At 48.3% G+C, this 21,160-nt stretch carries 16 protein-coding genes; 15 read left to right on the top strand and 1 reads right to left on the bottom strand.

Going from position 1 to position 21,160, the window contains the following annotated elements:
- Nucleotides 1-21 precede the first annotated feature (21 nt).
- Entirely contained in the window at nt 22-990 is a 969-nt protein-coding gene (locus tag H6995_12455) for a 2-dehydropantoate 2-reductase (GenBank protein MCP5215811.1), read from the bottom strand.
- 697 nt (nt 991-1,687) lie between these two features.
- Between H6995_12455 and H6995_12450 the strand changes: the two genes are divergently transcribed.
- The 15 genes from H6995_12450 to H6995_12380 all read left to right on the top strand — a co-directional run bounded on the left by H6995_12450 (nt 1,688) and on the right by H6995_12380 (nt 21,155).
- The gene (locus H6995_12450) at nt 1,688-2,764 is read left to right on the top strand and encodes an LLM class flavin-dependent oxidoreductase (GenBank protein MCP5215810.1); all 1,077 of its coding nucleotides are present in this window, start codon (nt 1,688-1,690) and stop codon (nt 2,762-2,764) included.
- Between the two features lie 73 nt (nt 2,765-2,837).
- Nucleotides 2,838-3,764 carry a fumarylacetoacetate hydrolase family protein gene (locus tag H6995_12445; GenBank protein MCP5215809.1) on the top strand — a complete coding sequence of 309 codons (927 nt, stop codon included), beginning with the start codon at nt 2,838-2,840 and terminating at the stop codon, nt 3,762-3,764.
- A gap of 76 nt (nt 3,765-3,840) precedes the next feature.
- Entirely contained in the window at nt 3,841-5,112 is a 1,272-nt protein-coding gene (locus H6995_12440) for a M20/M25/M40 family metallo-hydrolase (GenBank protein MCP5215808.1), read from the top strand.
- Nucleotides 5,113-5,244: 132 nt separating this feature from the next.
- Nucleotides 5,245-7,665 (top strand): 5-amino-6-(D-ribitylamino)uracil--L-tyrosine 4-hydroxyphenyl transferase CofH, encoded by a 2,421-nt coding sequence (gene cofH / locus H6995_12435; GenBank protein ID MCP5215807.1) that lies wholly within the window; start codon nt 5,245-5,247, stop codon nt 7,663-7,665.
- Nucleotides 7,666-7,725: 60 nt separating this feature from the next.
- Nucleotides 7,726-8,604 carry a polysaccharide deacetylase family protein gene (locus H6995_12430; protein MCP5215806.1) on the top strand — a complete coding sequence of 293 codons (879 nt, stop codon included), beginning with the start codon at nt 7,726-7,728 and terminating at the stop codon, nt 8,602-8,604.
- Between the two features lie 208 nt (nt 8,605-8,812).
- A complete protein-coding gene (locus H6995_12425; GenBank protein ID MCP5215805.1) occupies nt 8,813-10,006 on the top strand; it encodes a homoaconitate hydratase in 1,194 nt (397 codons plus the stop codon).
- Between the two features lie 63 nt (nt 10,007-10,069).
- A complete protein-coding gene (locus H6995_12420) occupies nt 10,070-11,146 on the top strand; it encodes an LLM class flavin-dependent oxidoreductase (GenBank protein ID MCP5215804.1) in 1,077 nt (358 codons plus the stop codon).
- A 157-nt stretch (nt 11,147-11,303) separates the two neighbouring features.
- Nucleotides 11,304-11,978, top strand: coding sequence for an NADPH-dependent F420 reductase (npdG, locus tag H6995_12415; GenBank protein MCP5215803.1), 675 nt, complete (start codon nt 11,304-11,306; stop codon nt 11,976-11,978).
- A gap of 115 nt (nt 11,979-12,093) precedes the next feature.
- A complete protein-coding gene (locus H6995_12410; protein MCP5215802.1) occupies nt 12,094-12,480 on the top strand; it encodes a DUF971 domain-containing protein in 387 nt (128 codons plus the stop codon).
- A 44-nt stretch (nt 12,481-12,524) separates the two neighbouring features.
- Nucleotides 12,525-13,472, top strand: coding sequence for a DMT family transporter (locus tag H6995_12405; protein MCP5215801.1), 948 nt, complete (start codon nt 12,525-12,527; stop codon nt 13,470-13,472).
- 139 nt (nt 13,473-13,611) lie between these two features.
- Nucleotides 13,612-14,715, top strand: a complete 1,104-nt coding sequence (locus H6995_12400) for a hypothetical protein (protein MCP5215800.1) — start codon at nt 13,612-13,614, stop codon at nt 14,713-14,715.
- Nucleotides 14,712-15,212 (top strand): hypothetical protein, encoded by a 501-nt coding sequence (locus H6995_12395; protein ID MCP5215799.1) that lies wholly within the window; start codon nt 14,712-14,714, stop codon nt 15,210-15,212. The genes H6995_12400 and H6995_12395 overlap by 4 nt, the downstream gene beginning before the upstream one ends.
- A 371-nt stretch (nt 15,213-15,583) precedes the next feature.
- Nucleotides 15,584-16,621, top strand: a complete 1,038-nt coding sequence (locus tag H6995_12390) for a glycosyl hydrolase (GenBank protein ID MCP5215798.1) — start codon at nt 15,584-15,586, stop codon at nt 16,619-16,621.
- Nucleotides 16,618-18,969, top strand: a complete 2,352-nt coding sequence (locus H6995_12385) for an MMPL family transporter (GenBank protein MCP5215797.1) — start codon at nt 16,618-16,620, stop codon at nt 18,967-18,969. Before H6995_12390 ends, H6995_12385 begins: the two co-directional genes overlap by 4 nt.
- A gap of 182 nt (nt 18,970-19,151) precedes the next feature.
- Nucleotides 19,152-21,155 carry a DUF1302 domain-containing protein gene (locus tag H6995_12380; GenBank protein MCP5215796.1) on the top strand — a complete coding sequence of 668 codons (2,004 nt, stop codon included), beginning with the start codon at nt 19,152-19,154 and terminating at the stop codon, nt 21,153-21,155.
- Nucleotides 21,156-21,160 lie beyond the last annotated feature (5 nt).

The raw sequence follows: 21,160 nt of genomic DNA, 5'->3' as shown, positions 1-21,160 counted from the left end.
TGATGATCAATATGGTTGTTTTTAATGGCTGGATTCTTTTTGTGACCAGCTCAATTCTACACCTTTAACTAGACGGTATAGTGTTTCATGGTAAGGCGCTGGAACACCGACTTTTTTGGCCGCCCTCACTATTGATCCGGTAATCCAGTCTACCTCGGTTAAGCTCTTGCTGCGAACATCGTTAAGCATGGAAGTGATATGGGCGTACTCTTCGCCGCCACTGGTGCCTTGGCTAACCGCTTTGCAGTTCATTTCCCAGGGGTTGCCGCTTAGTTTGATGCCCTGTGCTTCTGCGATACGGATACCTTCCATCATCATATCATGTACCAGATTGCCCAGGTCTTCGATATTATCGCGTTTTGCGTAAGCGGGTACGTGTGGCAGGTTGGTCACCGCAGAAATCGCATTGACGGCGGAGTTAAATATTAGCTTGGACCATAGGTGTGGGCGCAGGTCTTCATAGGCTTCTGCGATCAGACCGGATTTGTTAATCAATGCTTCCGCCTGCTGTACGAAATCAAAATCGGGGCCGCCGCCTTCCCAGGGACCCATCCAAGTAGCGGTATCCAGTTCATATTCCACATGGGTATCTGAATGACGTACACCGCTCATGAAGGTGACCCCGGAAATAATTGGCCAGTCGCCGTAGCGACGCACGACTTCTTCACAGCCCAGACCGTTTTGTACCATCAGAATCGAAGCATTCGGGAAGTGGCCTTGTAGGCTTTTGGCGCTGGCTTCTACAGCATTGGTTTTGGTTGCGATAATGACCAAATCAACATCACCAAGATCCGCCGCGTTAGTTGAGGCAGTAACTTTGGCATGCAGGTTTGATTTGCCGCTGACTTTTAAGCCGTTTTTATTCAAATCCTGGGCGTGATTTTCACGACGGGTCAGTACGCAGGTCTCGATGATGCTGCCTAAATGCCCAACAAACAGGCTGCCAATCGCACCCGCGCCAACGATACAAACTTTTTTAATTTCTCTCATGTCGACATACCAACTTGGTTTTTAAGGTTAAAAGACTAATAGTTAAAAGGTTAAATCATGTAAATCAGTAAGTTGCGCTCGACACACTTACTTGGCAAACAGCCATCCTACGCAACCCTTGCAAGACAGCGGTAGAGAGACAGGGTGCTGGTGAGAAAAGCGATATCACCAATCTATGAGGCGGCAATGCCGAGCCGAAGCAGTTTTTTAGAAGCGTAGCTGAGCATTATAATTTGTCGGCCTATGGTTCGGAGCAAATTTATGCTCGCGCGACACTCATTATCCATCTCGGCATAATAGTAATAGGTCGGCTCGCTGTCTTGCCTGGGAATGCATAACTGGTTGACTGTTAGCGCAGGACGCTTGAAAGGTGGAGCAATCAGGAGTTTAATGCGTTTAACAGATGAGCATAGGTTGATGGAAGAGAGGGGTGCCGACAGGGTTGTCAAGCAAACTAGGTGAAGTTTAAAGCCCCTCAATAAAAATGAAAAGATTTAAAAATCGGTGGTTTAATTCTGCCAATGTTAGCGGTGATCAGTAAGGTGCGCTGAAAGTCAACTAGTTGCACGTTGCTAGGCAAGACAAGTATCGGCCTGCCAATTAACATTCTCAGCCTCGATTATTTTATAATTTGTCGTCAGAGTTAAGTCTACAATGGCCGCTGATGACCCTAAAAATTCATATACAGGAGATCAACATGAGTGATGTAAAAGTAGGTGTAATTTTTAAATCCTATGAGCCGATGTCGGCGATTAAGAAGTATGCGGCATTGACTGAAGAGATGGGTTATCAAGGTGGTTTCTGGATAGCGGAAGCCTATCACTGGTTCCGTCAGTATGGTTTGGAAGCGCGAGGTTGTTTCGGTACGTTGGCGGCCGCGATTAGCGCCACCAAGAACATTCCGATCGGCTTAGGTATTACCTCGCCGTATATTCGTCACCCCACCGTATTAGCCGCTGAAGCGGTCGGTATGGACGAGCTTTCTGATGGTCGTTTCATCATGGGTATCGGTGTGGGTAAAGTGGGTATCGAATACCTGGAATACGATATTGCAGAAATGCCCCCGGTTCGAATTCACCAGGAATCCATGGACATCATGCGTAAAGTATTCAGTGGTGAAAAGTACGCCTACAAAGGTGACTTCTTTGAATCCACCATGCCTGCCTATGACCGAGTTGCGGATGGTCTGCGAACCGATATTCCTATCTACGTTGGTGCCACGGGACCTTTCATGCAAAAACTGGCGGGACGCTCCAGTGACGGTATGCTGTTAGCAGGACTGACCTCACCGGCTTTTGTTAAGTACGCGATCGACAACATGAAAGCGGGTGCTGAGAAGAAAGGACGTAGCCTGGACGCAGACTTCCCGGTTGGTGGTGTGATACTGGCGGCCTGTAGTAAAGACGGCAAGCGAGCAAAAGACGCGACACGTCGTTCTACGGGTACCTATGTGGTGAACAAGCTACGCAACATTAAGAATGACGTAATTCTAGCGGGTTCTGGTTTGCCCGACGAAGCTTGGGATCCGTTCCGCAAAGCGATTAAAGAAGGTACAGACGATAACGTCACACACTTGGTCACCGATGAAATGCAGCGTAAGTTTACCGTGATTTCAGGTACGCCGGATGAGTGTGCGGAAATCACCCAGGAGCTGATTGATGCGGGCCTCAACCTGCCGTTGTTGGAAGTGGTTGGTGCGAGCGAAGCGGACAATCTGGAAAGCGTGCGTTTGTTTGGCGAAGCGGTCATGCCACAGCTGAAACCAGCTTCTTAAGGCCTTCGAGTCAACCAAGTTTAAAACCCCGGTTAGTACCGGGGTTGTTGAATAGTGAAAGGAACATAAAGTAATGAAATTAGTAACCTTTAAAATTAAAGCAACAGGTGCGCAAACTATCGGTGCTTATACCGAGAATGGTTATGTGGATCTGGTGGCGATTACTGGCGGTGAATTGCCTAACAATATGATTGATTTCCTCAATGGTGGCGAAGCGACAATGGCTCGTGCGCGTCAAGCATTGGCGGAAAAAGATGTCGTCAGTTGCAAGGGTAATTGTCTATATTCTGAAGATGAAGTGGTACAAATGGCGCCCGTGCCGCGTCCTGGCAAAATTATTCACACTTCCTGTAACTTCGATGCGCACCTGAAAGAATTAACGGGCTGGCAAGCGCCTGAATGGCAGGATCATGGTTGGGGTGACTTCCACTTTGAGCACCCGACAGGCTTCCTTGAAGCACCTTCCTGTGTGGTGGCAAATGGTCAGGGAATTCAAATTCCACGTTTTACCAAGCAGCTCGATTTTGAAATTGAAGTGGGCATCGTGATCGGTAAAAGAGCTAAATGTGTGACGCCAGAAGAAGCATTGGATTACGTCGCTGGTTTAACCATTTTTAATGACGTATCGGCTCGTGATATTCAAGCTCGTGAACACGCCAATAAAGTGATTTTGATGGGTAAGAGCTTTGACGGTTCATGCCCCTTCGGCCCTTGGCTGGTGACCAAAGATGAAATCGGTGACGTCAACAATTTAGAAATGAAGCTACGTTTAAATGGTGAGGTGCGTCAGGATTCCAATATGGCGCAGACCCATTACAACGTCCAGCAGCTGGTTTCCTGGTGGTCTGAAATGACCTTGGAGCCGGGCGATATCATTACTACAGGCTCACCTCCGGGGGTCATTTCAGGTATGGAAAACCCGGTTTGGTTGAAGCCGGGCGACCTGGTGGAATGTACCGTTGAAAAGCTGGGTACACTGGCAACGCCAATCATCGATTAAACCCTTTCGTAAGCGGTACCGTCTGCAATCTGTGGGCGGTACCTACGCAATTTCAAATTTCACAGAGGACAGAGTTATGGCTACAGTGGACAAAAATCTTGTCGCCAAGGCTGTTGAGCAGATTGACCGTGACCGTTTGATAAAAATGGTGATGGATCTGGTCGATATTCCAAGCCCTACCGGATACGAGGGCGATTGCGCCCGCGCCGTTCATCAGATGCTGGGCGAAGCCAATTATGATGCAGTATTACAACCAATCGGTGACGAGCGTTACAACGCCGTTGGTCGCTGGCAGGGTCAGGGCGGCGGTAAATCCTTGATGTTTAACGGCCACCTGGATACGTCTTTCGGCCCTGAGCAGGCGCACCGTGGTCTCGGTTACCAGTGTAAAGGTACTCTGGTTGATAATGAGTGGATTTACGGTATGGGCTCTTTCAACATGAAGAGCGCGATGGCTACTTACATCATGGCCTCCGAATGTATCCAAAAGGCCGGTATCAAGCTGGGTGGTGATGTCGTGATTGCTGGTGTTGCCGGCGAAATCGAAAAAGCGCCGGTGAATGATCATGAAGGCCCAATGTATCAAGGTTATGGTGTGGGTACTAAATTTGCCATCACCCATGGTGCGATTGCCGATTTTTGTATTTTGGGCGAACCCACTAACCTGATGTTGATCGCGCAGCATTGCGGTAGCTGTTGGGTTAAGATTACTGTGCCGGGACACCTGATTCACACGGCATGGTCGGATGTGGATAAAAACGCTATTAACAAATCGCGTAAAGTATTGGACGCTATTCACGAATGGATCCCCGATTATCTTGATCGTAATACCTTGGCTGACGGCTTTCAGCCCAAGGTAAACGTTTCCGCTATTGAGGGCGGTTGGTCATGGCGTGGTGCGCGAACTCCGGATAACTGTGTTATCTATATGGATGTACGTACTCTGCCGGATAAATTCCCGCTGGAAGCCTACAATGAAGTGCGCCGTCTGGTTGAAGGGCTGGTAGCAAAAAACCCCGAGTTGCAGGGCACCAAAGTGGAAACATTTATGACCACTCCCGGCACTTCAATTCCTGAAGGGCATGAATTGATACAGAACATTGTGCAAGCGCATACGGATCAATTGGGTGAGGCGCCTAAGCGTGCAACCGAAGTCTGGATGTCTGATGCTGCGCATATGAACCGTTACGGTATTCCAACCGTGAACTATGGTTCTGCTGGGCGTATTCGTACCGGAGGTGGCGGTTTCTCTACGCACCAGGGTGAAGCAGTGCATATCGACGATATGCTGGATATTATTAAGGTTTACATCCAGTGTATGATGCAAATCTGTGGTGTTGTTGAATAAACAAATCCAGCAACGAAATAAGCTGCCAGACAGTCTTGTCTGGTAGCTTAGTCTTTTCATTTCATGTGGTTGTCTAGGCGGTGGGAGCGTGCGTATCCGTTGACAGGCACATACAAAAAGTAGGTGGTCGTGATGTTGAACCCCGAGCAGGTCATTGATAAGGCAACGCAAGGACTGCCTATTAATCAAGAAGAAGCCCTTTCATTAGCCAATTTTGATCAATTGGATGAGCTGCTGGCAGCGGCAACACAGATTAGAGATAGCGGCCATGGCGCTGTTATTACCTACTCTCCGAAAGTTTTTATTCCCCTAACCCATCTTTGTCGTGATGTCTGTCACTATTGTACTTTTGCCAATCCGCCGCGACTTGGTGAGAGCGCGTACCTGAGTGCCGAAGAGATTTTGACGATTGCCCGTGCCGGGGTTGAAGCGGGTTGTCATGAAGCGCTGTTTACGCTGGGTGACAAGCCAGAGCTGCGTTACAAAACAGCGCGACAAGCTTTGCGGGAGCTGAGGCATGAAACGACCATTTCTTATCTGGCGGAAATGGCGCAACTAGTGCTCGATGAAACCGGGTTATTACCGCATTTGAACCCCGGTGTTTTAAATCGTAATGAGTTAGCACAACTACGCACAGTTTCTATCTCTCAGGGCATGATGCTGGAAAGTGGTTCTGAACGGCTTGCTGAAAAGGGTATGCCGCATTACGGTTCGCCAGATAAACATCCCTACGTTCGATTGGGATCGTTAGCCGCCGCTGGTGCTGTCAATGTGCCGATGACCTCTGGGATTTTGATCGGTATCGGCGAAACTCGGCAAGAACGTATTGAATCACTGCTTTCACTGCGTGAATTGAATGATAGCTATGGGCATTTGCAGGAATTGATCATTCAAAATTTCAAGCGTAAAGCGGATACCAAAATGCGCAATGCGCCAGAGCCTTCACGTGAAGATTTGCTCTGGACAATTGCGGTAGCGCGCATCATTTTTGGTGGCAACGTAAACATTCAAGCACCACCGAACTTATCCCCGGAGGCGCTACCCGAAATTATCCGAGCCGGAATTAATGACTGGGGTGGCATTTCGCCGGTAACCCCGGATCATGTCAATCCGGAAGCGCCTTGGCCGCATTTGGGTATTCTTTCCAGAGCGTGCGAGACGGAAGGTAAAACCTTAATTCCGCGGTTACCGCTGTATCCAGAATATACGCAAAACCTCGATAAATGGGTTGATCCTAAGTTGCATAAATACGTTCTGGATCAAATGGATGCCGAAGGCTTTGCCCGTACCGGAAATTGGTCACCGGGCGTTAGCTCTGACATTGTAGCGGCGAAACCGATACGGTTGATCGGTGCCGAAGTTATTGCTGGTGCGCCAGCTGTTAAAACCAAGGTCAGTCGGTTGGTGGATAAAGCGACGAGCGGGGCACGTCTCGACGAACAGGAGATCAGCACTCTGTTCAGTGCGCGTGGCCGCGACTATGAAAATCTCTGTGTCGCTGCCGATGAGCTGCGCAAGGCGGTGAATGGCGATACTGTGACTTACATCGTCAACCGTAATATCAATTACACCAATGTTTGTTATTTTCGCTGCCAGTTTTGTGCCTTTTCTAAGGGACGGTCGAACGATAGTCTGCGCGGCAAAGGCTATGATTTACCGCTGGAAGAAATACAGCAACGAGTTACCGATGGCTGGGATCGAGGTGCTATCGAGGTTTGTCTGCAAGGTGGTATTCACCCCAGCTATACCGGGCAGACTTATATTGATATTGTCAAGGCGGTTAAACAGGCACAACCAAATATGCATGTCCATGCGTTTTCAGCGCTGGAAATTACCCAGGGTGCCCAAACTTTGGGGATTCCCGTGCTGGATTTTTTGAAACAACTGAAAGCGGTTGGTTTGGGTACTTTGCCAGGCACGGCGGCGGAGATTCTGGACGATGAAATTCGCAACATTATTTGCCATGACAAATTGAATACCCAGGAATGGCTGGATGTTATTAGGGCGGCCCATTCGATTGGCTTGCCGACCACTTCCACTATTATGTACGGCCATGTAGAGCGGCCGGTGCATTGGGCGCGACATTTGTTGCACCTGCGTGATTTGCAGGAAGAGACTGGTGGTTTTACTGAGTTTGTGCCGTTACCGTACGTGCATATGGAGGCGCCGCTGTATCGCAAAGGCAAATCGCGCCGCGGGCCCACTTTCAGAGAAGCGGTACTAATGCACGCTGTGGCTCGGTTGACACTCTACCCACATATAAATAACATCCAGGCCTCCTGGGTGAAAATGGGTCAGGAAGGTGTCAAAGCCTGCTTGCGGGCGGGCGTTAATGATCTCGGTGGTACCCTGATGGATGAAAGTATTAGTCGTGCTGCCGGTGCGGCCCATGGCCAGGAGATGAACCCGGCACAAATGACAGCGCTTATCGAATCCGTTGGTAGGCGAGCACAACAGCGCGATACCAGATATCATCTTCTTGGCGGCCCGGGCGTCGGAACACTGGCTCGCCCAGCGGGTGTTGAGAACATCGCGGCAAGATTATCAGTCTGATAGGAGTTGGCCTTTGCCGACTTGGTCCAAAATTAAAAGCGAATAGCATGAGGTTTTAACATGAAGCGCCCTGAACAACGTTTTGATTATTCTGCGTTACCCCAACGTGATCGCTGGGAACTTCCTAATGGGGCCAAAGTGGCCGTCTATACGGTCGTCAATATCGAAGAATGGAATATTGAAAAACCTATCGCGCGTGAATACGTCACTTCTCCTGCGGGAGTGGTGACTGTGCCTAATGTGCCAAACTGGGCATGGCATGAGTATGGTATGCGAGTTGGTATTTGGCGCATCATGGAGGCGATGGCGAAACGTAACTTGAAAGCCACTGCCGCTATTAATGCCTGTGTTTGCAAAGGCGCGGGTGAGCCGGTTGCCAAGGCAATGTTAGAGGCAGGTTGGGAGTTTATGGGCCATGGCTATCACCAAGCGGCGTTGCATACGGTGGAAGATCAGCGCGACAATATCCGTAAATCTTTCGCGTTACTGGCAGCCTACACCGGCAAAGACCCTAAAGGCTGGTTAGGGCCAGGCCTGCATGAAACGCTGGAAACCTTGGACTACCTCGCTGAAGCCGGCTTCAAATACACCTGCGATTGGCCAATGGATGAGCAGCCATTGGAAATGCGCACCAGCTCGAAGCCGATAGTATCAATGCCGTACAGCTTCGAGTTAAGTGATTTGCCGATGATGGTTGTGCATCATCATCAATCTCAGGTTTGGTTGGATCGCGTGACAGGACAGTTTGACCGGCTCTATGCAGAAGGTGCAAACCAACCGCGGGTCATGTCTATGAGCGTACACCCTTACATTATGGGGGTGCCACACCGCATAGGTTACTTTGAAGCGGCGCTGGATCATATTATCAAGCATGAGGATGTGTGGTTCGCTACGGCCGAAGAAATCTATGACTGGTACGCACAGGGCAGTCGAGCTTAAGCTACTTGGCCCTCGGTTTCATTCCCAGTCAATTCATTAGGCGCTCGCAGACAAGACAGAAAAGCGTGGCTGGCATAGTATGTTAGCCTAATGCTGAGGATGTTAGAGCGTACTTACTGCGGCGCTATTTAACCCTAATAGGCAATGGCTGCCAATGCGAAGCGGCGCCATTGTTTCTCACGATCAATAGCTACTGGAAATTATTGTTATGACCACTATTTCAAAAGATAAAATTTGGACCAGCGAACTGAATAACCGCGAAGAAGTCCAGTCCGGATTCGATCGCACCAAAACGATCAGGTTTTACGATACCACTTTACGTGACGGCGAGCAGTCCGTAGGTGTTTGTTTTACGCCGGAAGAGAAAGTTGCTATCGGCAATAAAATTAACGAACTGGGCGTTGGCCGAATCGAATCAGGTTTTCCACGGGTGTCGCCGGAAGACACTAAAGCGGTTGAAGGATTGCTGGCGTCTAGTTATCGTTCCAAAATCTGGGGTTTCGCACGCTGTGTGCAGGCCGATATCGATGCGCATATTGAGCTGGGCACTGAAGCGATTCTGATCGAAATCTCTACCAGTGAAAGTAAGATGAAGGCCTACGGCTTTACTCGCGAAAAAGTATTAGAGAAGGTGGCCGGTTCGGTTAAGCATGCTAAAGCCAATGGCATTAAGCAGGTCAATTTCTTTGCGGTCGACAGTACCCGCAGTGATTTGGATTTCCTGAAAAAAGTCTATCTCACCGCCATTGAAGCGGGCGCTGATGAAATTTCGGTGGTAGATACTATTGGTGCTTGCGCGCCAGAAGCGGTTGAATACCTGATTCGCGAAGTGAAAAGCTGGGTCGGTGATGTGCCGGTGCACTGGCATGGACACAACGATTTCGGTATGGCGACAGCAGCAGCGGTCGCAGCGGTGCGCGGTGGTGCCGACTGGATTCAAGGTACGATTAACGGTATGGGTGAACGCGCTGGAAATGCCGATATTTGTGAAGTTGCTTTGGCGTTGCAGTTGCTTTACAACGTGCCGGTGGAAATGGATTTATCGAAAGCGCGCGAAGTGTCAAAACTGGTTCAGCAGGCTGGTGGTTATACAGTTGATGGCTGGAAGCCTGTGGTCGGCGAATATCTCTATACCCGTGAAAGCGGCGCAGTAGCCAGTCAGTTCCATACACCAGAAGCGATTGAGCCATATTCTGCTGAAATCGTTGCGGCTGAACGTCGTATTGTTCTAGGTAAGAAAAGCGGTTTGGACAGTATTCGGATCAAGTCAGATGATTTGGGCCTGAACGTACCAGCAGAAAAGTATGCAGAGATTCTAAGCGTCGTGAAAACAACCGCGACAGCGGCACAGCGTTTGCTGACGGATGATGAATTCAAGACGATTGTTGCGGCTGCGCTGTAATGTCGGATGGTGGTATTAAGTAAATTTTTGAGCAATAACATAAATTAATTGGGAGCGTAAAACATGAGTGATGTAAAAGTAGGTGTAATTTTTAAATCCTATGAGCCGATGTCGGCGATTAAGAAGTATGCGGCATTGACTGAAGAGATGGGTTATCAAGGTGGTTTCTGGATAGCGGAAGCCTATCACTGGTTCCGTCAGTATGGTTTGGAAGCGCGAGGTTGTTTCGGTACGTTGGCGGCCGCGATTAGCGCCACCAAGAACATTCCGATCGGCTTAGGTATTACCTCGCCGTATATTCGTCACCCCACCGTATTAGCCGCTGAAGCGGTCGGTATGGACGAGCTTTCTGATGGTCGTTTCATCATGGGTATCGGTGTGGGTAAAGTGGGTATCGAATACCTGGAATACGATATTGCAGAAATGCCCCCGGTTCGAATTCACCAGGAATCCATGGACATCATGCGTAAAGTATTCAGTGGTGAAAAGTACGCCTACAAAGGTGACTTCTTTGAATCCACCATGCCTGCCTATGACCGAGTTGCGGATGGTCTGCGAACCGATATTCCTATCTACGTTGGTGCCACGGGACCTTTCATGCAAAAACTGGCGGGACGCTCCAGTGACGGTATGCTGTTAGCAGGACTGACCTCACCGGCTTTTGTTAAGTACGCGATCGACAACATGAAAGCGGGTGCTGAGAAGAAAGGACGTAGCCTGGACGCAGACTTCCCGGTTGGTGGTGTGATACTGGCGGCCTGTAGTAAAGACGGCAAGCGAGCAAAAGACGCGACACGTCGTTCTACGGGTACCTATGTGGTGAACAAGCTACGCAACATTAAGAATGACGTAATTCTAGCGGGTTCTGGTTTGCCCGACGAAGCTTGGGATCCGTTCCGCAAAGCGATTAAAGAAGGTACAGACGATAACGTCACACACTTGGTCACCGATGAAATGCAGCGTAAGTTTACCGTGATTTCAGGTACGCCGGATGAGTGTGCGGAAATCACCCAGGAGCTGATTGATGCGGGCCTCAACCTGCCGTTGTTGGAAGTGGTTGGTGCGAGCGAAGCGGACAATCTGGAAAGCGTGCGTTTGTTTGGCGAAGCGGTCATGCCACAGCTGAAACCAGCTTCTTAAGTCTGTTTTTAGTTAGATGCAGCGGCCAGTATTCAGAGTGAAAGATGCTGCCGCTGTAGCAGCAGGTGGAAGAAAACATTAAAAATATAAATTCGGCCGTCGTAACCAGATTAATGGGCAGACGGCCGAATAATAAAACGAATTTAGAAGGTTAAATATGACTGATTCAAAACCAACGATTGCCGTTCTCGGCGGCACTGGCGACCTTGGTGGCGGCCTTGCTTGGCAGCTCGTAAAAGCGGGTTACTCCGTCATTGTCGGCTCACGTACCACGGAAAAAGGTGAAACGGCGGCAAAGGCTTTGAGCGAGCGAGCAGGTGGCGTTGCCGTGCAAGGTGCGGATAATCCAGCTGCTGCTGCATTGGCGGATATTGTGGTGATGACGGTGCCATTTGCCAACCAAATGCCAACCCTGGAAACCATACGTGAAGCGGTGCAGGGTAAAGTTTTTGTCGATGCGACAGTGCCCTTGGTGCCACCTAAGGTGATGCGAGTCCAACTGCCGGCTGGTGGCAGTGCAGGCATGATTGCGCAAGAGTATCTGGGTGAAAATGTGCGTGTGGTCTCGGCGTTTCAAAATGTTGCCGCTGCACATTTACAGGCGGATGAAGGTCATTTTGATGATTGCGATGTGCTGGTGACTGGCAATGATGCGGATGCGCGCGAACAGGTGGTGCAGTTTGCCCAGGCAATCGGTATGAAAGCTTGGCACGCCGGATCCATTAATAATTCGGTCGTTGCTGAAGCGCTGACATCGGTGCTGATATTTATGAATAAGAAATACAAGATTGCCGGTGCTGGTATAAAAATTACCGGTGAACCGCAGGTATAATCGCGCAGTTTTGGTGTAATATAGATGGCTCCTATTCGGGGCCATTGCTTAGTGTGTAAACTTAGCGTGTAGACATAATGTGATGGCTCTATTTCAGTCAGTTAAGGTTTGAAAGATGAGTAATGATTCACCCATACCCGTAGATATTAAACTGCACCAAAATTCTAAAAAGTTGGAATTAGTTTATTCGGACGATGAAAGCTATCAATTAAGCTGTGAATTTCTACGGGTAATGTCGCCATCGGCGGAAGTAAGGGGGCATGGTGCTGGTCAGGAAAAACTGCAAAGTGGCAAGATTAACGTCAGTATTAAGAATATCGTTTCTGTCGGCAACTACGCTATTCAGTTAGTTTTTAGTGATGGCCATGATTCCGGTATTTATTCCTGGGAATATCTCTACGATCTTTGTCAGCATCAGCAAGTCTATTGGGAAGATTATTTAGTGCAGCTGCGTAAAGCGGGCGCACATCGAGACCCAGATATACAGGTTGTTAGCCTCTAGCCCTAGCCAGGACTATAACACCAAGCGCTTGATCAGGGAATTTGATGCAACCACGCATAGCTCAGCGCAAAGCGACATTTAAACTTTCGGCCGATACAGTTCTCGGCGCTTATCTTATGTTGGCGTTGACGGCATTTTTTTTGGCCAGCAATCATGTTATTGGTCGCAGTGTACATGGTGTTATCCCGCCCATAGGCTTATCTTTTTGGCGCTGGGCTGCAGGTGCACTTATGTTGGCCCCTTTCATCTTGCCGAGGATTAAAACCACAGCACCAATTTTTTTCGCTTACCTTAAGGTCTACGCATTATTGGGATTTCTGATGGTGGGAAGCACCACCTTAATCCTGGTGTCCTTAAACTTCACTACCGCAATTAATGTCTCTTTGGTAAACGCGGTGCAGCCAACGCTAACGCTGTTATTAGCGATTTTGTTTCTAAAGGATCGGGTCAGCAAGATAGGTCTGCTAGGAATCTGCTCGGCTCTACTCGGTGTGGTCATCATGGTGTCAAAAGCCAGCTGGTCGGTCATTACGGGGCTGGAATTTAGTTTTGGTGACCTTGTCGCCTTGGTTGCTATGATTGGTTTTTCCAGTTACGCGCTTAATCTTAAAAAACTACCCGGTGAATTGTCCGTCACAGAATCACTGTTTGGTATCACCATCGCGGGGAGTCTGATGTTGCTGCCCTTTTATGTGTTGGAATCGGTGTATTACGCGCCCGTTCCGGTGTCAGCGTCAACGTTATGGGTGGTGATTGAGTTGGCCCTATTAGTGACGGTATTTGGAAACCTCATGTGGAACCAAGGCAATCGTATCGTTGGCCCTAACCGAGCGGCTATTTTTATTAACTTGATTCCTGTTTTTGGCGCTTTGCTGGCGGTTACTTTTCTTGGCGAGAAGGTGTACGGTTATCATTTTGTTGGCGCTGTTCTGGTGTGCCTGGGAATTTGGCTGGTGGTGGGCAACCTGATCGGTCGTCGTAAGGCGGATTAGATTGTCGTGGTTTTGTCTTGAATATTAGAGTGCAGTGATTGCTGTGAAGAATAAATTTTGGCTTTGAAGGGATAGTTGCAACCTTAGATTTATAGGTCTAAATTCTCAAGCCTCGGTAAAATAATTATAAGGAGTTGGCATGACTCAGATGACCGAATCAGCAAATTGTTTGCATGCGCCTTTTAAGGTCGGGCCACAGCGGGTGCTTGTTATCGGCGGGCTGTTACTGATTGTGGCAGGTATGATATTTGGTGATATTTTTGCCGTCTTTATTTTACACCCCAATAATACGCATATCGGCCAGGAGCTATTTGCTGCAACTCAGGCTGTTGCGACACAGGATGCCGCGACTATAATAACTCATTTTCAAAATATAGGTGGCTTCCTGGAGAATCGTGGCACCAAGGTTGATGCCCATAGTCATATTATCAACTTCGGATATCTCGCACTTTTGCTTGCGTTAGCGCAACCTTACGTAGCGCTCGGACGCCGCGTTAAGCTTCGCATGGCACAGCTATTTTTATTCGGAGCTGTTATGTTGCCGCCTTCAGTGTTTACGATCCACTATATTGGATTGGCTTTTAGTCCGTTGAAATCAATTGGCTGGGCAAGTGTTTTTGCTGATCTAGGGGGACTGTTTATTATCATAGCCTGCGTCGTACAGTTAGTGGGGTTATACCGCTATACGCGAGGGTGTTATCCGGCTGATACGCAGGATGTGCAGTTGAACTGTAGTGGTACCATAAGCCGCCTGCTATTAGCTGGAGGCGCAATTTTGTTGCTATCTGGTTTTCTGTTTGGCGTTTATTATGCCGCCACTAGTTTTGAGCAGTTGGCGGTCAGAGAGTTGGAAATATTAAAAGCCTTGGTGGGTGAGGCGGCACTCAATAACATGACGGAAGTGGCTGTGCAGTTAGGAAGCTATGGCGCTGTGATGGCGGAGCGGGGAATAAAGATTGCCGCACATGCGCATGTTAATGAGCTGGGGATACTGCTGCTTCTACTTGCCTTTGTGCAACCGTTTATCTTCCTCTCGCAAAGTTGGAAACGACGATGGGCTATTGTGATGTTGGTCGGTGCGATTGGATTGCCAGTGGCAGTGTTTTCGGAGCTAAAATTTGGGTTGCTAGCTGGAGGTGTCGCTGATACCTGTGGGCTATTAATGATTATTGCCGTTATTGCGATGATGTTCGGGGTGTTGCGCAATAGTGGCCGTACCGATGCGGCTGGAGGTGAGAAATGAGTCAGTCACGCAAACTTCTGGTGATTGCGGGATTATTGCTGGCCGTTATTGGTATGATTTATGGGTTGTGGTATGCGGTGTTTGATGAGCATCAAACGCTGGAAAGTATGGGAAGCGCGTTGGCTGATGGGTTCGTCCAGGCAGCGGATAGGAATTTGCCGAGTGCTTATGCGGCGCTGGAACAATTCAGCGCCATCAATGCTGAGTATGTACGTGAGGTGCATGCTCATTCCCATTGGATTACTCTGGGGTTGGTTCTCTTGGCGCTCGGAATGGCATTTGAGCGCGTGAGTTATACTGAGTCCATTCGCTTGGTGTTGGCCTTGGTGTTAGTCATCGGGTCGGCAGTTTTTCCTTTAGGGGTTTTGCTGCAGGCTATGTCCTTTGGCTTGCTTGCCAAGTTGATGTCCGTATTAGGCTCTATGGCAATCATTGTCAGTTTTGCGGCAATAACATTGGGGTTGCTGTTGCCTGACAAACAGGTCATAAAAGATTAACCATACAGATCCTAAGGTATTTATTTGTTATAGTAATAAAGAAATGTTGGTTTTAAGCATATTGTAATAACAGATTACCAACTTAGTAATTGTTTTAGCTGGCACTCTCTATTTACTATGTGGCTATATTTTTACCATTAAAATAAATTACAGAGATTGATGGATCTATAGGGGTTGCGGACTGAGTAGTACTCATTCTGTACAAAATAACAAGGATTCTACATCATTTGTAAATTGGGATAATAAAAGGTCGGTACTGACGTCCATTGATTTAACCGGGATTAGTTTCTTGGTCAGAGTAAGTGCGTGCAGGCAGGATCTAACTTTACCAATAAGCCGGGTACTGAAAAAGTGCTTGGAGGGAGAAAAACTTGAATCAGTTAATCAGCTCTTCGTTGAGGAAGAGGCTGTCTGCACTAGCTGTGTTGGCGGCGCTAATCCTAACCGGCTGCGAAGCCCCTTTGGTTTTAGATGGCGTAGAACAGGCTAAGCGCAACGCTGTACGTCGTTCAGATAACCTTCAATCAATGGCTTATAATGGCTCCACACTTATTGTTGTTGGTAGCAGAGGTACCGTTGCTGCGTCTTCTGATGCCGGTCTGAGTTGGACTCGCACCGAATTACCCGGCGCTCCATTCTTGATGGCAGCGGATACCTGTCCTGATAAATCCTTTGTCGCAATCGACTATCAGCATAACCTTTGGATGGCGAATGCTGAAGGTGCTGATTGGCGTGCGAAACCTATTGATACGACGGAAACACCTCAGACGGTGAGCTGTGATGCGCAAGGTCGGATTTGGGTTGTCGGCGGTTTTAGCAGCATTCTGCGGAGCGACGATCAAGGCGACAGTTGGACGGAAAATTCCTTAGGTGATGACCTTCATTTTACCTTTGTGCAGTTTGTCGATGCGGATAACGGCCTTGTGGCTGGTGAATTTGGGGTCGTTGCACGAACCAATGATGGTGGTGAAAACTGGGAAATGCTTGAGCCGATCCCCGAAGAGTTTTATCCACAAGACGCTTGGTTTCAAACCATCGATAGAGGCTGGGTTGTTGGTTTAAACGGTACCGTATATTACACGGAGGATGGCGGTAATAATTGGCAAGATCAGGATACTGGAACCAGCGAGCCCATCTATAGTATTGTCGCCATTGGCGATTCGCTTTATGCGGTAGGAGGAAATGGCCTGGTACTTACCTGTAACGCTTGTATTAGTGACCAGTCAGGTGCTTCAGGTTGGAAGCGTTTTAACCACGGATTGCCTATCCGCTTTTATTTGAGAGGTATCGCTGCGGCAGGCGATAAACTTTGGATAGCGGGTGATGCTGGCGCATTACATAGCATTACGCTGGTAGATTTAAAAAATAACAATAGCGGTCATGCGTTGGCTTTCCAGGAGGCAGAGTGAATAAGTTTACCGAAGGATTACATCGGCTTGACAAGTTTATCTTTGCTGCGCCGAAGACTACTTTATGTTTAGTGCTTGCGGCGACGATCTTTTTTGCATTTCAAATTCCTGCTGTACGTATGGTGTCGGATTTTGCGGACCTGCTGCCGCAGGAGCACCCTTATATCAAGTTGCACAATGGTATTCGCGATACCTTTGGTGGCGCCAACAATATTATTCTTTCAGTGGAAGTGGATGAAGGGACGATATTTACCAACGATACACTGGATAGGCTTCATCGCCTTACCCAGGCAGTGGACTCCATATCAAATATTAACCACAATCTGGTGTCCAGTTTAACGCACCGTAATACGCGTAAAGTTTGGTTAAACGAAGAGGGCACGGTAAAGTCGACCCCTCATTATAATCCCGGCAAAGGTGGCTATTCGGATGTCGAGTTAGACGAGATGAAGGCCGATGTCATAGCCAATCCGCGTGTTTTTGGCTTGATGGTTTCTCCGGATTTACGTTCTGCGTTGATCCGCGGAACGCTTAATGAGGGCGAGCTGGATTACGAAAAAGTATTTGATGAGTTGCAGGCGATTCGTCAAGCCGAAGCGGCACCTGGTGTCACTATCCATGCGACGGGCAACCCGGTATTGGTTGGTTGGGTTTCCAGTTATGTTGATCAGATCGTCATCATTTTCTTGTACACCATTCTTATCATGCTGGTATTGCTGATAGCTTATTTCCGTAAGGCATACGGAATTCTGTTGCCGATTATGGGCATTGTGTTGACCAGTATTTGGGGCTTAGGGATGTTGTCCTTGTTGGGCTACAATCTTGATCCTTTGATGATGGTGGTGCCCTTCCTGATCTCAGCACGGGCTATGTCGCACGGTATTCAGCTGGTAGAACGTTTTTATTATGAACTGGCCGAGTTAAAAGATAGCAGCCTGGCAGCGCGCAAGGCGTTTGAAAGTATATTCCGTCCGGGTTCGTTAGGTGTGATTTCCGATGCCATCGGGTTATTGTTGATTTCTTTGGGATCAGTCCCGATTAACGATAAATTAGCGGTTTATGCGTCGCTGTGGGCATTATCAGTCATTATCACTGTATTAATCACGGTACCGGTTTTGCTGGAGCTACTGCCACCGCCGCGTAACACTGAAATACGTCATGGTCTGTTGCGTAAAATTTTGCCACGCTTAGCGGCCAAAGTAACCAGCGGTAGAGGTGTCAGTACTATTCTGGCAGCAACTGTTGTGCTTTATATCGGTGGTGGATATTTGTCTTCTTGGGTGCAGATTGGTGAGGCGGAACCCGGCTCTCCCTTATTGTATCTGGACCATGATTACAACGTTTCGTCGAAAGCTATTAACGATGCCTTCCCTGGTTCAGAAGAGCTGTATGTTATCGGCTATACAGAAGAGAAGGCCGGGTTAAAACGACCGGATGTGCTTAAAGCGTTAGCGGATTTTCAAGCCTATATGTTAACCGACCCCGAGTTGGGCGGTGCTAAAGGTGTGCCAAATTTGGTCACGGCAGTGAACCGCATGACGCACTATGATGATCCCCGCTGGATGACTATTCCTGATGATCCCAGAGTTGCCGGTGGGTTGATGTTTATGTACATGATGTCGAGCCCGATTCCAGGTGCATTATTAGAATACCTCGACCCAGACGAGCAGAATGCAAACATGGTGTTCTATTATAAGGATCATAAGGGTGAAACCATTCGCCGTGCTATTCACATGGTTAAAGAATGGAAAAAAACCGCCGCCGCGCAGGTGGAAGGTTTTACGCTTAAGCTAGCGGGTGGGCCTATCGGTGTCACCGCAGCGATCGATGAGGCTGCTTACGAAACCAATATTGTGGTTATTCCTCTGGTGTTGGCGTTGATTTTCGGGTCTGTTACTTTTTTCTATTGGTCGCTGCACGCGGGCTGGATCATGATGTTGGCGATGTCGTTTGCGACAACGCTTTCTTATGCCTACATGGGAATTACCGGCATTGGCATTAATGTGAATACCGTGCCTATTATTGCCGTGGGTATTGGTGTGGGTATCGATTACTCCATTTACATTATGGATCGTATTCGCTCCGAAATGGAGGAGAGTGGCAATTTGGTGGATGCGGTAACTCAGGCTATTAGCACGACAGGCGTGGCGATTGGGTTTACTGCGATGACCTTGATTGGCGGCGTGATTATGTGGGTATTTTTATCTGATTTACGTTTCCAGGCGGATGCGGCGTTATTATTGATTGTAATGCTGCTGCTCAATGCTGTAGCGGCGATGATGCTGGTGCCAGCGTGGGTGTTGAAGTTCAAACCTAACTTTATTACTTCAGCTTATGTTAAGGCGTAGCTGGAAAATTCCACTGAGGAATTGCAAAGGAATATAGGAAGTTGTGGGGCTGTGTCAGTTCACGTTTTTCTATTAGGTAGTAAGTTAAAAAAAGTAGTAAGGGGCTCGATAATCACCAGTTGTAAATGCTGCTGGGAATTGTCTTAAGAGTTAAATTACAAGTACAACAGGAGGGTAACCCTATGAGAAATAGGAGAGTTTTACGCCGAAGCCTATTGGCTGGCGCCGTCGCAATGCTAGGCTTTAGCGGCGCTCAAGTATCGGCCGCTGAATCCGTCGAAACGCGGGGATTTGTGGAACATTCATCTCATGTCCGTGATGGCATCGGGTTGACACGCTTTCGTAATCGGGTGCAGTTTGAGTTTAATATGGATGCTGGAGATCGTGGTATTTTCTCTAATGTCAGCATCAACGGCACCATTCGCGCCACCTATGATGGCGTTTACGATTTAAATGATGATGAGTTTGGGGATGATTCGGGTGACTCTTTAATGTTTCCCGCGCCAGGTAATCCAGCTTTTTTTGATTATTTGAACGGAGGTGTTTCACCATTTGCGCCGCCGACCAATATCTCCTATTCGGGTACCTTTGGCCCAGGCGCCCTTGGTCTTGATGGTGCGATTCCTTTGCCAGGTCTGCCTGGTGGTACGCTAATGAATAACCCCAATGAGGGATTAAAGTTTTTAGGCGCTGATGTGCATAACAACCCCTATGGTGGCGGTGTGCTGGCTTATCCTTCCCGGCCTTGTGATGACGATTCTCGTGGCTGCCTAAACGATTATATGGATGCAGATCTAGATGAGCTACGGATGCCGGATTTTAACGATAATCTCGACTTTTTGCGTGAGCTGTATATCGACGCGACGATTCCCTTTAGCAATGGACATGAGTTAGGCGTTAGTATCGGTCGCAAGCAGGTAGTTTGGGGGCGCACGGATTTGTTCCGCGTACTGGATATCGTCAACCCGGTAGATTTTTCAGCTAATAATATTTTTGAAGAGTTGGAAGATGCTCGTATCCCAATGCTGATGCTCACCACTGAATACCGTATGGGCAGCGTTGGTGCATTTGATGACTTAAACTTCCAATTGGTATGGAAACTGGAAAAACCGCGCCCGCATAATCTTGGTCAAGGTGGTCAGCCCTACGCTATTTTGGGTGCTGGCAATCTGTTCCGTGCATTATCAAATTGCTGGGATAATGGCTGTACTTTTTGGAACTTCCCAGGCACAGGGTTAGCCGTAGATTTTCCAACCAATGTGATTGGTATCCGGGATGTTAATCGTCCTAGCGATGCCTTCAAAGAAGTTGGTTTCCGTGTTGAAGGTGTGTTAAAAGGTGTTGGCTTCTCCTTGAACGCAATGACCTATTTTTCTCAGCTACCTTCATTACGTGGTGGTGTGTTAGCGGATAATCCCTTTACGCCGTCTCCAGAAGCACAGTTCTACCCCTACAATTTCGGTTTCGATATTGAGTTCCCGCGTATTGATCTAGTTGGTGGTTCGGCTGATTTCTACGTTGAGTCCATCAAATCAGCGTTCCGAATTGAGTTGGCTTACACTTCCGGTGAAGAGTTTGCTAATACGATGGAAGAACGTCTGTTCTCAGAATCCGATGTGGTACGATGGGTCGTAGGTATAGACCGACCGACTTTTATTCCTTTCCTGAATAAAAATCGCTCAATTTTGGTTTCTGCACAGTTATTCGGTCAGCATTTGCTGGATCATGAAGAGGCCTCAGTCAACTCGGCTGGGATTCCGACCGGGCGTAAAATCGGCATGCCCGACTGGGAAAACAACTACATCTTTACGCTGTTGCTGCAAGCTAACTACATGAATGACCGTGTCACGCCGCAGATTATTACCGCTTGGGACTTCGGTGCGCGTAGCGGTGCGGTTGCGCCTACAGTCACCTGGAAACCGGATAACAATTGGGTGGTGACTGCTGGCTTCAATATTAAGTGGGGTGAAGGTGGTCGTGAATATGACGACAACTTGTCGGCCAATATTTTTGCGCCATTTACCTGTCCGCCTCCCATGTTGTTGGGTGGGGCGCCAGAATGCTTTTCGTCATTTAGTAGCTTAGGTAAAAAAGCGATTGAGCCTTTAGGCCGTTTCCGCGCTGGTCCTATCGGCAACGCTATCAACGAAGACGAATTCCAATTAACCGTTCGTTATCAGTTTTAAGTAAT

It is taken from the genome of Pseudomonadales bacterium (assembly GCA_024234615.1).
Classification (GTDB): Bacteria; Pseudomonadota; Gammaproteobacteria; order Pseudomonadales; family IMCC2047; genus JAJFKB01.
The sequence above is the reverse complement of the archived record's forward strand: the minus strand, read 5'-3'. Positions and strand labels throughout refer to the sequence as shown.

Bases quoted from the DNA above. Each gene is read 5' to 3' on its own strand.
- H6995_12440 (MCP5215808.1), top strand. From the start codon at position 3,841: ATGGCTACAGTGGACAAAAATCTTGTCGCCAAGGCTGTTGAGCAGATT.
- H6995_12410 (MCP5215802.1), top strand. From the start codon at position 12,094: ATGAGTAATGATTCACCCATACCCGTAGATATTAAACTGCACCAAAAT.
- H6995_12420 (MCP5215804.1), top strand. From the start codon at position 10,070: ATGAGTGATGTAAAAGTAGGTGTAATTTTTAAATCCTATGAGCCGATG.
- H6995_12425 (MCP5215805.1), top strand. From the start codon at position 8,813: ATGACCACTATTTCAAAAGATAAAATTTGGACCAGCGAACTGAATAAC.
- H6995_12400 (MCP5215800.1), top strand. From the start codon at position 13,612: ATGACTCAGATGACCGAATCAGCAAATTGTTTGCATGCGCCTTTTAAG.
- H6995_12405 (MCP5215801.1), top strand. From the start codon at position 12,525: ATGCAACCACGCATAGCTCAGCGCAAAGCGACATTTAAACTTTCGGCC.
- H6995_12445 (MCP5215809.1), top strand. From the start codon at position 2,838: ATGAAATTAGTAACCTTTAAAATTAAAGCAACAGGTGCGCAAACTATC.
- H6995_12455 (MCP5215811.1), bottom strand. From the start codon at position 990: ATGAGAGAAATTAAAAAAGTTTGTATCGTTGGCGCGGGTGCGATTGGC.
- npdG (MCP5215803.1), top strand. From the start codon at position 11,304: ATGACTGATTCAAAACCAACGATTGCCGTTCTCGGCGGCACTGGCGAC.
- H6995_12380 (MCP5215796.1), top strand. From the start codon at position 19,152: ATGAGAAATAGGAGAGTTTTACGCCGAAGCCTATTGGCTGGCGCCGTC.
- H6995_12450 (MCP5215810.1), top strand. From the start codon at position 1,688: ATGAGTGATGTAAAAGTAGGTGTAATTTTTAAATCCTATGAGCCGATG.
- H6995_12430 (MCP5215806.1), top strand. From the start codon at position 7,726: ATGAAGCGCCCTGAACAACGTTTTGATTATTCTGCGTTACCCCAACGT.
- cofH (MCP5215807.1), top strand. From the start codon at position 5,245: ATGTTGAACCCCGAGCAGGTCATTGATAAGGCAACGCAAGGACTGCCT.
- H6995_12395 (MCP5215799.1), top strand. From the start codon at position 14,712: ATGAGTCAGTCACGCAAACTTCTGGTGATTGCGGGATTATTGCTGGCC.